Annotated in this window: 16 protein-coding genes; 11 read left to right on the top strand and 5 right to left on the bottom strand. The window is 69.3% G+C overall.

Features of this window, described 5'->3' with window-relative positions:
* Positions 1–882 (bottom strand): mycothiol conjugate amidase Mca, encoded by an 882-nt coding sequence (gene mca / locus ACT1U9_RS11075; RefSeq protein ID WP_444538172.1) that lies wholly within the window; start codon positions 880–882, stop codon positions 1–3.
* Positions 883–1,008: 126 nt separating this feature from the next.
* On the opposite strand from mca, the gene ACT1U9_RS11080 reads away from it, so the two are divergent.
* Complete coding sequence (locus ACT1U9_RS11080) at positions 1,009–1,410, top strand: DUF4307 domain-containing protein (RefSeq protein WP_444538173.1); 402 nt, start codon at positions 1,009–1,011, stop codon at positions 1,408–1,410.
* 236 nt (positions 1,411–1,646) lie between these two features.
* The gene (gene greA, locus ACT1U9_RS11085) at positions 1,647–2,144 is read left to right on the top strand and encodes a transcription elongation factor GreA (protein ID WP_444538174.1); all 498 of its coding nucleotides are present in this window, start codon (positions 1,647–1,649) and stop codon (positions 2,142–2,144) included.
* A 165-nt stretch (positions 2,145–2,309) separates the two neighbouring features.
* Here greA and ACT1U9_RS11090 read toward each other — a convergent pair whose 3' ends face one another.
* The 3 genes from ACT1U9_RS11090 to ilvA form a co-directional block, all read right to left on the bottom strand.
* Positions 2,310–3,161 carry an ABC transporter permease gene (locus tag ACT1U9_RS11090; RefSeq protein WP_444538175.1) on the bottom strand — a complete coding sequence of 284 codons (852 nt, stop codon included), beginning with the start codon at positions 3,159–3,161 and terminating at the stop codon, positions 2,310–2,312.
* Positions 3,158–4,180 carry an ATP-binding cassette domain-containing protein gene (locus ACT1U9_RS11095; RefSeq protein ID WP_444538176.1) on the bottom strand — a complete coding sequence of 341 codons (1,023 nt, stop codon included), beginning with the start codon at positions 4,178–4,180 and terminating at the stop codon, positions 3,158–3,160. The genes ACT1U9_RS11090 and ACT1U9_RS11095 overlap by 4 nt, the downstream gene beginning before the upstream one ends.
* Before the next feature lie 145 nt (positions 4,181–4,325).
* Positions 4,326–5,555, bottom strand: coding sequence for a threonine ammonia-lyase (gene ilvA, locus ACT1U9_RS11100; RefSeq protein WP_444538177.1), 1,230 nt, complete (start codon positions 5,553–5,555; stop codon positions 4,326–4,328).
* A gap of 155 nt (positions 5,556–5,710) precedes the next feature.
* Between ilvA and ACT1U9_RS11105 the strand changes: the two genes are divergently transcribed.
* Genes ACT1U9_RS11105 through ACT1U9_RS11115 form a run of 3 tightly spaced genes read left to right on the top strand, consistent with a single transcriptional unit; the run spans position 5,711 to position 6,988 of the window.
* On the top strand, positions 5,711–6,214 hold the full coding sequence (locus ACT1U9_RS11105) for a MarR family winged helix-turn-helix transcriptional regulator (protein ID WP_188276194.1): 504 nt from the start codon (positions 5,711–5,713) through the stop codon (positions 6,212–6,214).
* 31 nt (positions 6,215–6,245) lie between these two features.
* Positions 6,246–6,740, top strand: coding sequence for a sigma factor-like helix-turn-helix DNA-binding protein (locus ACT1U9_RS11110; RefSeq protein ID WP_444538178.1), 495 nt, complete (start codon positions 6,246–6,248; stop codon positions 6,738–6,740).
* The gene (locus ACT1U9_RS11115) at positions 6,737–6,988 is read left to right on the top strand and encodes a hypothetical protein (RefSeq protein WP_444538179.1); all 252 of its coding nucleotides are present in this window, start codon (positions 6,737–6,739) and stop codon (positions 6,986–6,988) included. Before ACT1U9_RS11110 ends, ACT1U9_RS11115 begins: the two co-directional genes overlap by 4 nt.
* A 64-nt stretch (positions 6,989–7,052) precedes the next feature.
* Here the strand turns inward: ACT1U9_RS11115 and ACT1U9_RS11120 are convergent, their stop codons facing one another.
* Positions 7,053–8,207 carry a cystathionine gamma-synthase gene (locus ACT1U9_RS11120; RefSeq protein ID WP_444538180.1) on the bottom strand — a complete coding sequence of 385 codons (1,155 nt, stop codon included), beginning with the start codon at positions 8,205–8,207 and terminating at the stop codon, positions 7,053–7,055.
* 257 nt (positions 8,208–8,464) lie between these two features.
* Here ACT1U9_RS11120 and ACT1U9_RS11125 point away from each other — a divergent pair, with 257 nt between their 5' ends.
* The 6 genes from ACT1U9_RS11125 to ACT1U9_RS11150 all read left to right on the top strand — a co-directional run bounded on the left by ACT1U9_RS11125 (position 8,465) and on the right by ACT1U9_RS11150 (position 12,811).
* Entirely contained in the window at positions 8,465–9,571 is a 1,107-nt protein-coding gene (locus ACT1U9_RS11125; RefSeq protein ID WP_444538181.1) for a hypothetical protein, read from the top strand.
* Between the two features lie 106 nt (positions 9,572–9,677).
* Positions 9,678–10,400, top strand: coding sequence for a peptide-methionine (S)-S-oxide reductase MsrA (gene msrA / locus ACT1U9_RS11130; RefSeq protein WP_444538182.1), 723 nt, complete (start codon positions 9,678–9,680; stop codon positions 10,398–10,400).
* 92 nt (positions 10,401–10,492) lie between these two features.
* A complete protein-coding gene (locus tag ACT1U9_RS11135) occupies positions 10,493–10,990 on the top strand; it encodes an SRPBCC family protein (protein WP_444538183.1) in 498 nt (165 codons plus the stop codon).
* Positions 10,991–11,254: 264 nt separating this feature from the next.
* Entirely contained in the window at positions 11,255–11,470 is a 216-nt protein-coding gene (locus ACT1U9_RS11140; protein ID WP_444538184.1) for a hypothetical protein, read from the top strand.
* A complete protein-coding gene (locus ACT1U9_RS11145; RefSeq protein ID WP_444538185.1) occupies positions 11,454–11,981 on the top strand; it encodes a DUF6879 family protein in 528 nt (175 codons plus the stop codon). The genes ACT1U9_RS11140 and ACT1U9_RS11145 overlap by 17 nt, the downstream gene beginning before the upstream one ends.
* Positions 11,978–12,811: a helix-turn-helix domain-containing protein gene (locus tag ACT1U9_RS11150; RefSeq protein ID WP_444538186.1), complete on the top strand. Its 834-nt coding sequence runs from the start codon at positions 11,978–11,980 to the stop codon at positions 12,809–12,811. Before ACT1U9_RS11145 ends, ACT1U9_RS11150 begins: the two co-directional genes overlap by 4 nt.
* Positions 12,812–12,885: the final 74 nt, after the last annotated feature.

Here is a 12,885-nt window from a genome sequence, read left to right on the forward strand (position 1 = left end):
TCAGGCATTCTCGCGTACGCCCGCGAAGAGGTCGTCCTCGGGGAGGGAAGTGTCCACGAGCGACTTCGCCAGCTCGTACTCCTCCGTCGGCCAGACCTCCTTCTGGATCTCCATCGGGACCCGGAACCAGCCGCCGTCGGGGTCGATCTGCGTGGCGTGCGCGATCAGCGCCTTGTCGCGGATCTCGAAGAACTCGGCGCAGGGAACGTGCGTGGTCAGCGTGCGCTCGACCCGCTCGAACTCCTTCCAGCGCTCCAGCCACTCCGCGTACGGGGACTCCATGCCCCGGTCAAGCAGCGCGTGATGCAGCGCGAGGGTGCGCGGCTTGTTGAAGCCCTGGTTGTAGTAGAGCTTCTGCGGCTGGTAGACCGGGCCGAACTCGGACTCCGGGAACTTCTCCGCGTCGGCCGCGCCCTCGAACGCCACCATCGAGATCTTGTGGGTCATGATGTGGTCGGGGTGCGGATAGCCGCCGTTCTCGTCGTACGTGGTGATCACCTGGGGACGGAACGAGCGGATCTGCTTCACCAGCTCGCCGGCCGCCTTGTCGACGTCCTCCAGGGCGAAGCAGCCCTCCGGCAGCGGCGGCAGCGGGTCGCCCTCGGGCAGCCCGGAGTCGACGAAGCCCAGCCACTCCTGCTTGACCCCGAGGATCTCGCGGGCCTCGTCCATCTCCTTCTTGCGCACCTCGTGGATGTGCTCCTCGATGTACTTGTCGCCCTGGAGCTTGGGGTTGAGGATCGAGCCGCGCTCGCCTCCCGTGCAGGTCACCACCAGCACGTCCACCCCCTCGGACACGTACTTCGCCATGGTGGCCGCGCCCTTGCTCGACTCGTCGTCGGGGTGGGCATGCACGGCCATCAGTCGCAGCTGCTCAGTCAAGACAAGATCCTCAAGTATTCGGCGCCCGGTGTGTTGCCCTCGGTGATCCGGCGCGATGGGCGGCTTCTATAGTGACCGAATCGGGGGACGGAAAATTCCGGCACCCCCAGCAGCAGGAGGACGATCATGGCCGCGGCAAGCCAACCGCTCCCGGAGGGGCGCTACGGACGCACCGCGGACCAGCGCGCCGACCGCAAGCTCAAGATCATCGGTGCTGTTCTCGGCGCCGCCCTGATCGGCGTGATCGGCTGGATCGGCTACGACTACGTGTCCGGAAAGTCCGTGTCGGCCCAGGTCATCACCTTCAAGGTGGTTTCCGACAAGGCCGTCGACGTGCATCTGGAAGTACGCAAGGACAGCGGCGAGACCGGTGTCTGCACGCTGCGCGCCCTGGAGGCCGACGGCGACGAGGTGGGCCGCAAGGACGTCCGCTTCGAGCAGCGCTCCGGCCGGATCGACCAGGTGATCACGGTCCAGACGACGTCGCGGGCGACGGCCGTCGACCTGGTCGGCTGCAAGTCGGCCTGAGCGGTCTTCTCCGATACGGGCCCGGTCGACGCCCGCCGGTCAACCCGACCCGGCCGGCCCGGGGCGTCGACGCCCCCGCCCCCACGGCGCTGACCTGCGGCGACGATTCCCATACGGTTTCCGTCCTCCCCCTTCGGGCCCTGAATTGTTAGGCTCGTGGTTTCGCCCACCCGAGAGGGAACATCCTTCTGGGTAGGGCGATGCGCTTGTATTCCCAGTACCGACGAGGAGCACCTGTGACCCAGACCAGCGACAACGTCACCTGGCTGACCCAGGAGGCGTACAACCAGCTCAAGGCCGAGCTGGAGTATTTGTCTGGTCCCGCGCGCACGGAGATCGCCGTAAAGATCGCGGCGGCCCGTGAGGAGGGTGACCTCCGGGAGAACGGCGGGTACCACGCGGCCAAGGAGGAGCAGGGCAAGATGGAGCTCCGGGTCCGTCAGCTGACCCAGCTCCTTGAGCACGCCAAGGTCGGCGAGGCCCCCGCCGCCGACGGCGTGGTGGCCCCCGGCATGCTCGTCACGATCGCCTTCGACGGCGACGAGGACGACACCCTGGAGTTCCTGCTGGCCTCCCGTGAGTACGCGTCGGCGGACATCGAGACGTACTCCCCGCAGTCCCCGCTCGGCTCGGGCGTGAACGGCAAGAAGATCGGCGAGGACGCCCAGTACGAGCTCCCGAACGGCCGCAAGGCCTCGGTAAAGATCCTCGCGGCAACGCCGTACACGGGCTGAACCACCCGTCCCACGAAGCCCCCGGCGGATTGCCGGGGGCTTCGTCGTGTTGCTGCCGTTTCAGTGGCCGTCGGCTGCGTTCCAGGGCCACCTAAGGGGCGCGGGGAACTGCGCGAGCAACCCGGCACGGTCCGCAGCCAAATCACCGCACCGCCAAGCGCAGCGTCACGCAGTGGCAGACCGATACTTCCGCACCGCAAGCGTCCGGAACAGCACGATGATCACCACAGACCACAGCAGCGACGCATACACGGGGTGCTCCATCGGCCACGCAGTGGAGTGCACCACTCCAGGATTGCCGAACAGATCCCGGCAAGCCTGCACCGTCGCACTGAACGGATTCCACTCCGCGATATGCCGCAGCCACGGCGTCATCCCGTCCGTGGACACGAACGCGTTGGACACGAACGTCACCGGGAACAGCCAGATCAGCCCACCCGACGTCGCCGCCTCGGGCGTCCGCACGGTGAGCCCGATCAACGCGCCGATCCACGAGAACGCGTACCCCAGCAGAAGCAGCAGCGCGAACGCGCCGAGCGCCTTCGGTATGCCGTGGTGGACGCGCCAGCCGACCAGCAGGCCGACGACGGCGAGCACCACGACGGTCAGCGCCGTCTGCACGAGGTCGGCCAGCGTACGGCCGGTGAGGACCGCGCCACGGGCCATGGGCAGCGACCGGAACCGGTCGATGAGCCCCTTGTGCATGTCGTCGGCGATGCCCGCGCCCGCGCCCGCCGTGGCGAACGTGACGGTCTGGGCGAAGATGCCCGCCATCAGGAACTCGCGATAGCGGCCGGGCTCCAGCGAGCCGCCGACGGCGACCGAGCCGCCGAAGACGTAGCTGAACAGCACCACGAACATGATCGGCTGGATCAGCCCGAAGATGATCATCTCCGGGATGCGCATCATCCGTATGAGGTTGCGCTTGGCGACGACCAGCGAATCGTTGATCGACTGGACGACGCCGCCGCGCGGCTGCGGAGCGATGAGGCGCGGGGCATCGATGACGGCGGTCACGAGGAGACCTCCTGCTCGGTCTGGTTCTTGCCGCGCTTACGGGACTTGGGGTCCTGCGCCTCGCCGTTCTCCTCCCTGAGCTCGGCCGCGTGGCCGGTCAGGGAGATGAACACGTCGTCGAGGGTGGGGCGGCGCAGGCCGATGTCGTCGATCTCCACACCCCGGTTGTCGAGCTCGCGGATGACCTCGGCGAGCAGCTTGGCGCCGCCGCTGACCGGGACCGTGAGCTTGCGGGTGTGCTCGGCGACGGTGACCTCGCCCTTGCCGAACCCGGCGAGCACGGCCCGGGCCGGGCCCAGCTCGTCGTGCTCGTGCACCACGACCTCGACGCGCTCGCCGCCGGTGCGGGCCTTGAGCTGGTCGGCGGTGCCGCGCTCGATGACGCGGCCGTGGTCGACGACGCAGATGTCGTGCGCGAGGTGGTCGGCCTCCTCCAGGTACTGCGTGGTGAGCAGCAACGTGGTGCCGCCCGCTACGAGCTCCTGGATGACCTCCCACAGCTGCTGCCGGTTTCGCGGGTCCAGGCCCGTCGTCGGCTCGTCCATGAACATCACGGGCGGCGACACGACCAGGGCCGCGGCGAGGTCGAGCCGGCGGCGCATACCGCCGGAGTACGTCTTGGCGGGGCGGTCGGCCGCGTCGGCGAGGTTGAACTTGTCGAGCAGCTCACCCGCCCTGACCTTCGCCTCCTTGGACTTCATCTGGTAGAGCTGGCCGACCATTTGGAGGTTCTCGCGGCCGGTCAGATACTCGTCGACGGCCGCGAACTGGCCGGACAGGCCGATCGCGCGGCGCACCTCGTTGGGATGCTTGAGCACGTCGATGCCCGCGACCGTGGCCCGGCCGCTGTCGGGCTGGAGCAGGGTGGTCAGGACGCGCACGGTGGTGGTCTTGCCGGCGCCGTTGGGGCCGAGCAGGCCCAGGACCGTGCCCTCGGGGACATCGAGGTCCACGCCGTCCAGAGCCTTTACGTCGCCGAACGTCTTCACCAGGCCTTCGGCATAGATGGCGCCTGGCATTGGGTACCCCCAGAGTTGGGTGTCGTTTGTACACAAATCCTAGGTTTGCCGGACATTTGATGCCCGGTGGAGCTGTGGCGCAGGACACAGGCTAACGCGATGTATCGCGTTTTCTCAAGGGGTTTTCGGCGGCTCGGCGCGGGCGTCAGGAGATGATCTGGTAGCCCGCCTCCCGCAGCGCCGCCGAGACCTCCAGGCAGTGCTCCGGCCCCTTCGTCTCCAGGTGCAACTCCACCTCCACTTCCGTGAGTCCGAGCCGTGGGTCGGTCCGTACATGACCCACATCAAGGACGTTAGCGTCGACCACTGACAACGCCCTGAGAAGCTCGGCGAGCACCCCCGGCCGGTCCGTGATCCGCACCCGCAGGCTCAGATAGCGCCCGGCCGCCGCCATCCCGTGCCGCAGGATCCGCTGCAAAAGCACCGGGTCCACATTGCCGCCCGACAGCACCGCCACCACCGGCCCCCGGAACCGCCCCGGATCGCTCAGCAGCGCCGCCACGGGGCTGGCGCCCGCGGGCTCCACGACCAGCTTGGCCCGCTCCAGGCAGAGCAGCAGTGCCGAGGACAGATCGTCCTCGGAGACCGTGACGATGTCGTCCACCAACTCCCTGATCAGCGCGAACGGCACGTCCCCGGGCCGGCCCACCTTGATCCCGTCGGCCATCGTCGGCGCCGGGTCGATCGCCACCGGGTGCCCGGCCGCCAGCGAGGGCGGATAAGAGGCCGACGCCGACGCCTGCACGCCGATCACCTTCACATCGGGGCGGACCGACTTGACCGCGACCGCGATGCCCGCGGCGAGCCCGCCGCCGCCGATCCCGACGACGATCGTGCGTACCTCCGGGCACTGCTCCAGGATCTCCAGGCCGACCGTGCCCTGGCCCGCGATGATGTCCGGGTGGTCGAAGGGGTGGATGAAGACGGCGCCCGTCTCGCGCGCGTGCTCCTCGGCGGCCGCGAGCGTCTCGTCGACGACGGAGCCGTGCAGTACCACCTCGGCGCCGTACTCGCGGGTCGCGGCGACCTTCGGCAGGGGCGCGCCGACCGGCATGAACACGGTGGAGCGCACGCCCAGGAGCGAGGAGGCGAGCGCCACTCCCTGCGCGTGGTTGCCCGCGCTCGCCGCCACCACCCCGGCCGCCCGCTCCTCCGGCCGCAGCCCGGCGATGCGTACGTAGGCGCCGCGCAGCTTGAACGAACCGGTGCGCTGAAGGTTCTCGCACTTCAGGTGGACCGGGGCGCCGACCAGCTGCGTCAGATGCCGCGACCCCTCCATCGCGGTCATCCGCGCGACGCCCGCGAGCATCTTCTGCGCGCCTTTGATGTCGTCGAGGATGAGGGGACGCAAGGGGTCAGGCGTGCTGAAGCTCATGACGTCAAGTCTCGCAGCTCATCGGCCCAAGGGCCGCTGCGGACCGGATCCGCCGGGCAGTTGTCCACAGCTTTGCGCAGGGCCGGTACGCGTAGGGGTCGGGCCGCGTACTCTGTCCCCCACCACACCGACCGCCGCACGAGAGAGCCCCGGCCATGCCCACTACTCAGGACATGACTTCCCATCTCGACCCAGGTCTCCTCGATGCCCTCCAGCACCAGGTGGCCATCTTCGCGCGCCGCGCGGAGCAGACCCGTCTCGGCGGCGTCGGCCAGGTCCGCAACTCGATGGACCGCGCCGCCTATCTGCTGCTCAACAGGCTTGACCAGGAAGGCCCGATGGGCGTCAAGGCGCTCGCCGCGGGCATGGGCATCGACTCCTCGACCGTCACCCGCCAGGTCGCGCCGCTCGTCGACACGGGCCTGGTGAAGCGGACTTCGCACCCGGAGGACGGCCGCGCCGTCGTCCTCCAGCTCTCCCCGCGCGGCCAGGCCCGCCTCGAAGAGGTGCGCTCCTCGCGGCGCGAGCTGATGGCGCGGGTGACGGACGGCTGGACCGAGGACGAACGCGAGTCCTTCTGCACCCTCCTGACCCGCTTCAACTCAGCTCTCTCGGCCCGCCAGTCGGCCACCCAGGAACCGGCGGCGCCGACCTCTTGACCTGCTGCGCGCGCTGCCTTCAGATGAGGCCATGCGCGCGCGCCAGGCGGAACTGCGGCGCCGCAGCGCCCGCGAGTTCGAGGCGTTCGTGGCGGGCGCGGGCGGCAGGCTGCTGCATGCCGCGACCCTGCTCACGGCCGAGCCCCCCGAGCACAACGAACGGGCCCGCCGCCTGCTGACGGCCGCCCTCGCCCGTACGTACGCGCGCTGGGACCCGCTGCGCGGCGACGACCCGTACGTGCGCACCCGCCAGGAGCTGGCGGCCAGGTTCGCCGCCACGGCCTGGCGCCACCATCTGCACCACGACCGCTCGGCGGGTGTCCTGGCACCGCTCACCCCGCAGGAGCGGCTGATCCTGGTGCTGCGGCTGTACGAAGGGGTCGCGGAGGAGCAGGTCGCCGCGCTGATCGGGCTGCCGGTGGACCGGGTCCGGGTGATCTGCACGCGCGCGATCGCGACGATGCGCAGCGCCCCGGCGGGGCCCCGGCAGCCGCGCCCGAGGGCGACTGCGGAGGGGGTGTCATGAGCCTGCCCGACCGCAAGGAGGCGGAGGTCCGCCGACTCCTGGAGGGCCCGCATCCGCCGGTTCCGGCCGAACTCGCCGCACAGGCTGCCGAGTTGGGTCTGCGGCTGCTGCGCCGCCGGCAGGCCGCGCGGCGGCTGATGTGGCTGGTGATCCTTGCGGCGACGGTCGCCTTCACGGTGTGGGCGGCGCGGGTCCATCCGTGGACGGCGCCGCCGTCCACAGTGGCGCCACCGGTGGACGGCTTCTGAGCCGTATACGTAGTGAGGGTCCTGGGGCCGTCGGCCCCAGGACCCCTACGGGGTCGGATGAGGATCAGCCCAGCGCCTGCTGGAGGTCCGCCAGCAGGTCGTCCACGTTCTCGATGCCGACCGAAAGACGCACCAGGTCGCCCGGCACCTCAAGCGCGGAACCGGCGACGCTGGCGTGCGTCATCCGGCCCGGGTGCTCGATCAGCGACTCGACGCCGCCCAGGGACTCGCCGAGCGTGAAGACCTTGGTGCGGGCGCACAGGTCGACCGCCTCCTGCTCGCCGCCCGTGACCCGGAAGGAGATCATGCCGCCGAAGGCGCGCATCTGCTTGGCCGCGATCTCGTGGCCGGGGTGCTCGGGCAGCCCCGGGTACAGGACGTGCGACACCTTGGGGTGGCGGGTCAGCATCTCCGCGATCTTCCCGGCGTTCTCGCTGTGCCGGTCCATGCGCACCGGCAGCGTCTTGATGCCGCGCAGCACCAGCCAGGAGTCGAACGGCCCGGCGACCGCGCCCATCGCGTTCTGGTGGTACGCCAACTCCTCGCCCAGCTCGGCCGAGTTGGTGATCAGAGCGCCGCCGACGACGTCCGAGTGGCCGCCCATGTACTTCGTCAGCGAGTGCACGACGACGTCCGCGCCGAGAGAGAGCGGCTGCTGGAGATAGGGGCTCGCGAAGGTGTTGTCGACGACCAGCTTCGCGCCGACGTCCTTGGCGACCGCCGCGACGGCCGCGATGTCGGTGATGCCGAGCAGCGGGTTCGAGGGCGTCTCGACCCAGATGACCTTCGTACGGTCGTTGACGGCGGCCCGCACGGACGCCGGGTCGGAGGTGTCGGCGACCGACCACTCCACGCCCCACCGGGAGACGACCTTGGCGAAGAGGCGGAAGGTGCCGCCGTACGCGTCATTGGGGATGACGACGTGGTCGCCGGGGACCAGCAGCGTACGCAGCAGGCAGTCCTCGGCCGCCAGGCCCGACGCGAAGGCGAGCCCGCGGACACCGCCCTCCAGGGCGGCCAGGTTCTCCTCCAGGGCCGTACGGGTCGGGTTGGCGCTGCGGCTGTACTCGTAACCGCCGCGCAGCCCGCCCACGCCGTCCTGCTTGTAGGTGGAGACCTGGTAGATCGGGGGTACGACCGCACCGGTCAGCGGATCCGCGGTGTTTCCGGCATGGATCGCGATGGTCTCGAAGCTCTTGTCGAGGTGCTCGTGGCTCATGAGGCCAGAGCCTAGTTCGCCGGGTGGCGACATTGGGGGCGGTCGCCGGGTGATGAGACACGGGGCGGCGGGGGGTGAGACGGGGGTGGGGGCGAGCTGGCCCGGAGCAGGGCGTCGGTGGCGCCTGGGCTGACCACCGGGCGCGGGCTTCGGCGGGGCCGGGTTCGACGCGGTCGGCCGTGCGGGTGGGCGCCGGGTTGTCCACAGGGCTGGGCGCGGGTTGGCCAGATGTCCGTGGGGTCTGGTTCGCTTGAGGCATGGAGATTCTCTGGTTCCTGATCGCCGCGTGCCTGCTGAGCATGGCCCTCGGCCCGTGGATGATGCGCCGCCGCCGGGCCGGCATCCAGCTGGCCGAGCCGGGCGCGCCCGACGCGGCGGACCCTCAGGCGTACGGCTTCGCGCGCCAGGAGGAGCTGGACGTGCGGCTGCCGGGCCCGGACCAGGATCTCCTGGACGTACTCGACGTGGTGCAGCAGACGCAGGAGTGGCGGGCCGCGGCGCAGTTGCTCGCGGGCACGCCCAAGGAGGGCGAGGTGCGCTGGCAGCGCGTCCAGGCCTTCGCGGGCGCGGCGTCGCTCGAACTGGCGCAGCGCCCCGGCGTGGGCGGCGCGTGGCTGCGCAAGTGGCGCTCGGAGGCGCCCAAGGACGCGGGCGCGGCGCAGGTGCACGCGGAGTTCCTGGTGCAGCAGGCGTGGCGTTCGTCGTCGGCCGGCAAGGACGACTTCCGGATCATCCTGGAGGAGGCGCGCACGGTCTGCGCCGAGGCCGCGCTGCTGGCCCCGGGCGACCCGATCCCGTACATCACGGAACTGGCGGTGGCCCGCGGACTGGCGTACCCGCACGCGGAGTTCGAGCAGCTGTGGGCCAAGGTGATCGACCGCGCGCCGCAGCACATGGGGGCGCATCTGTCGGCCCTGCACTACTGGTGCGAGAAGTGGCACGGCTCGCGCGAGCTGGCGGACGAGTTCGCGACGTCGGCGGCGGCGCGGGCCCCGCGCGGCTCGCTGCTGTCCGCGCTGCCGCTGTTCGCGGTGTACGAGCACATGGACGACATCGTCCTGGTCAGCGACTTCCACCGCACGGCGGTGGTGAGCCGCGCGATGGAGGGCGCGCTCCACGCGGTCCATGTGGCCCGCCCGGACGACCCGGTCCTGGCGCACGTGCGCCACCTGCTCGCGTTCTTCCTGGTCGGCGCCCAGCGCTGGTCCGAGTCGATGGAACAGTTCGTCCACCTCGACGGCTATGTGGGCGCGCTCCCGTGGACCCTGTCCGAGGACCCGGCGGCGCAGTACGCGATATACCGCGCGCTGGCGGTGGCGGGGTACGAGGCGAACGGGGGGAACCCGGCGACGCTGCCGAGGTAGCGGTGGCCGGAATCCTCCGCACCCCCGAAACGTTGAACGGGTTGCACCCGACGGAACCCGAACTGACTGCGCCCGACCCGACTCTCCTGGCGGAGGAGCCCCCGCGATGTTCCTGAACAGCCGTACGCCCGTACTCCCCACCCCCGAGCAGGCCCTCAAGGGCCGCCCGGAGCCCGAATTCACGGTTCCGTCCCGCCACACGGTCCTCGGCAACCCACTGCTCGGCCCGTACCCCGAGGGCCTGGAGACAGCCGACTTCGGCCTGGGCTGCTTCTGGGGCGCCGAGCGCAAGTTCTGGCAGACGGAGGGCGTGTGGACGACCCTGGTCGGCTACCAGGGCGGCTACACCGTGAACCCGGCGTACGAAGAGGTCTGCTCGGGCCTGACGGGCCACACGGAGGCGGTCCGAGTGGTCTTCGACCCGAGGGTCGTCTCGTACGCGTCCCTCGTAAAACTCTTCTGGGAATCCCACAACCCCACCCAGGGCTTCCGCCAGGGCAACGACGTCGGCACCCAGTACCGCTCCGCGATCTACACCCACACCCCGGAGCAGGCCACGGTGGCGGAGGCGTCCCGCGAGGCCTACCAGCAGGTCCTGACGGCGGCGGGCCACCGGACGATCACCACGGAAATCCTCCCGTCCCAGGGCCGCACGTTCTACCCGGCGGAGCCGTACCACCAGCAGTACCTCGACAAGAACCCGGACGGGTACTGCGGCATAGGTGGCACGGGGGTCAAGCTGAGCGAGCCGTTCGAGACGAACTGGGGGGCTTCCTGCCCGACGGGTATCGCTCCTGCTGGCGACGGCACGGCGAACGGGACGTCCTGAACCGGTGACCGCGGCCGTGGGGCACCCGCCGGAGTCTGGCGTGGCAGCAGCCGGGCGCGCATGATCGAAGGAGAGTCTCGTGGAGGTGCGCGATGACGCTGTCGGAGATCACGGAGAGCGTTCACGTGGATGCCGCTCCGGACGTGGTGTGGGCGGTCGTGACGGATGTGCGGCGGCACCCGGAGTTCGCCGGGCCCAAGAGCATCACCAAGGCCATCGAGTTCGACGGGCCGCTGGAGCTCGGGGCGCGGTGGGTGGCGCACGAGAGGTTCGGGCCGTCGAGGTTCGACGCCCCGTCGGAGATCACGGCGGTGGACCGCGGGCATGACTTCGGCTGGGTCTCGTTCCCTCCGATGAAGGAGGAGAACCGGGGCTCGGGCGGTCGTGCGTACTGGGACTACCACCTGGAACCCGAGAACGGCGGCACCCGGCTGTCCCACCACATGCGCGTGGAAGAACCGGATCGGGGCGCACTGCCGATGAAGGCGATGTACAAGGTGCTGAACCTCCCGAAGAAGCAGCGCGCGGCCATTCTCACGACGCTGGGGAACGTCAAGGAGGCCGCGGAACACCGCACCGGCGGAGGGTAGCGAGGCACAGCGGAGCTCAACGCGCGGACGGTGATGTTCGCTTCACACACGGGTGTCCGGAGGTCGTGCCGGCCCACCAGCCGACTCGGCCCAGGTTCCAGCCGTTGAGGCGTCGACGGCCGATGTCCTCTGTCCGGGGCACCGGGTTTATGCGAGGACGCGCATAGTCGCGTGTATGCATGGACGGCCGCGCGCGACCTCCGTACCGTCGGCTTCACCGGCTCCAACCGGGGCCTCGCAGCAGGGGCCAGCAGGGGGTTTCGCATGGCCGAGCATGCAGGGCTGACCCGCCTCACCGGCACGGGCAACGGGAACGGGGAGTGCGGCGAGGACGACTGCCCCAATGTGTACGCCACCGATCGCGGGTCGTTCGTCGTCCAGGGCGTTGTGTTCCGCGACTTCACTCCGCCTCAAGGGGAAGGGCTCGTCGAGATCCCGGAATCGGTGCTGCGGGAGGCAGTTCGTGCTCTTGGATGGTGACGCGTGGCGCGCCAAGCTCCGGGAGTTCCAGAGGGAAGCTTGGCGGCTGGAAACCCTGCCGCAGTATCTGGTCCCGCAGGAGTCCGCGGAGTTCGAAGCGTTCAGGAGCGGTGTGCGGATCGATCCCCATGCGTACGCGTCTCCGTACACTCAGGACTTGAAGCGGTTGCGTGACGAGGGCAGGCGAAAAGGGCGGGTCCACCTTCTCGCTCAGCCACTCTCGGACTATCTGCGCTTCGAGTTCTCACGCTACTACACACCCCACTCTCTCGCCGGTGAGGACGTCAGAATTCTGGACGTCACGGGCCGAAAGAATCCGCTCCCGAACGTCCCGGATTTCTGGATGTTCGACCGCGCCACGGTCGTCCTCATGCATTACGAGACCGACGGAACACAGATCGGCCGCGAGCTGTACGAGGGCGACGTCGCGCCGTTCATCACGTACCAGCACATCGCGATATCCGAATCCGTCCCATTTCCGGAGTACGTGACTGGAGTACGTGAAGGGTGACGTTCGACCCTGAGCGGCTCGGCCGTTCCTCTCAGGAGCTGGCCGCGAAACTCCGCTCGCTGCGCAAGCAAGCCGGTCTCTCGGGGGATCGGCTTGCGGCGCGTTGCAACATGTCCCAGTCGAAGGTGAGCCGTATCGAGAACGGGAAGGTACGCCCTTCCCTGGTCGACATCGAGCAGATCCTCAAGGCTCTTGAGGCGCCGCCCGACCTGGTCGCGGAGATCTCCGCGCTGGCCCGGATCGCCAACACCGAGTGGCGCGACCTGCGGGACCTCCGGCGAAAGGGACTGGACACCCGGCAGTCGGAGCTGAAGGCGCTCGAAGCTTCCTCGACCGAGATCCGCTTCTTCCTGCTCTCCATGGTCACAGGACTGTTGGCGACGCCCGAATACGTCCGGGCCAGCCTTGCCCACTCCACGGCGGATACGCGCAAGGCCGTCGCCGAGAAGCTGGAGCGACAGGCTGTCCTGTATGACACCTCCAAGACGTTTCGGTTCCTCCTCACCGAGCAAGCCGTCAGATGGCCCGTCGTCAGTCCCCTCGCTCTCGCCGAACAGATGGACCGCCTATCGTCTCTCACATACCTGCCGAATGTGCGGCTCGGCGTGATTCCCGTGGGAGCGTTCACACCGACAGTTCCCTTGAATACGTTCACTGTTTACGACTCGTCATTGGCGACGGTCGAGACGTCCGCAGGGAGCCTGGTGCTGCGTGACAACCAGGATATTTGCAGCTATCTCGCGGACTTCTCCGGATACGAGAGGTGCGCACTCTTCGGCTACGAAGCGAGAGGGAAGCTGTCCGAGTGGGCAGCGGTCTGCCGTTCCTGATCTTTAGTCGACTGCGCGACTGAATGCGCATGCTGCCTGTTTCCCGAGGGACGATTGCTCGCGCCGTGAGCAAT

The organism is Streptomyces sp. BR1, assembly GCF_052373795.1.
Taxonomy (GTDB): Bacteria; Actinomycetota; Actinomycetes; order Streptomycetales; family Streptomycetaceae; genus Streptomyces.

Coding starts and splice junctions, on each gene's coding strand:
- ACT1U9_RS11080 (WP_444538173.1), top strand. CDS start 1,009: ATGGCCGCGGCAAGCCAACCGCTCCCGGAGGGGCGCTACGGACGCACC.
- ACT1U9_RS11095 (WP_444538176.1), bottom strand. CDS start 4,180: ATGCCAGGCGCCATCTATGCCGAAGGCCTGGTGAAGACGTTCGGCGAC.
- ilvA (WP_444538177.1), bottom strand. CDS start 5,555: ATGAGCTTCAGCACGCCTGACCCCTTGCGTCCCCTCATCCTCGACGAC.
- ACT1U9_RS11105 (WP_188276194.1), top strand. CDS start 5,711: ATGCCCACTACTCAGGACATGACTTCCCATCTCGACCCAGGTCTCCTC.
- ACT1U9_RS11110 (WP_444538178.1), top strand. CDS start 6,246: ATGCGCGCGCGCCAGGCGGAACTGCGGCGCCGCAGCGCCCGCGAGTTC.
- ACT1U9_RS11115 (WP_444538179.1), top strand. CDS start 6,737: ATGAGCCTGCCCGACCGCAAGGAGGCGGAGGTCCGCCGACTCCTGGAG.
- ACT1U9_RS11120 (WP_444538180.1), bottom strand. CDS start 8,207: ATGAGCCACGAGCACCTCGACAAGAGCTTCGAGACCATCGCGATCCAT.
- ACT1U9_RS11125 (WP_444538181.1), top strand. CDS start 8,465: ATGGAGATTCTCTGGTTCCTGATCGCCGCGTGCCTGCTGAGCATGGCC.
- msrA (WP_444538182.1), top strand. CDS start 9,678: ATGTTCCTGAACAGCCGTACGCCCGTACTCCCCACCCCCGAGCAGGCC.
- ACT1U9_RS11135 (WP_444538183.1), top strand. CDS start 10,493: ATGACGCTGTCGGAGATCACGGAGAGCGTTCACGTGGATGCCGCTCCG.
- ACT1U9_RS11140 (WP_444538184.1), top strand. CDS start 11,255: ATGGCCGAGCATGCAGGGCTGACCCGCCTCACCGGCACGGGCAACGGG.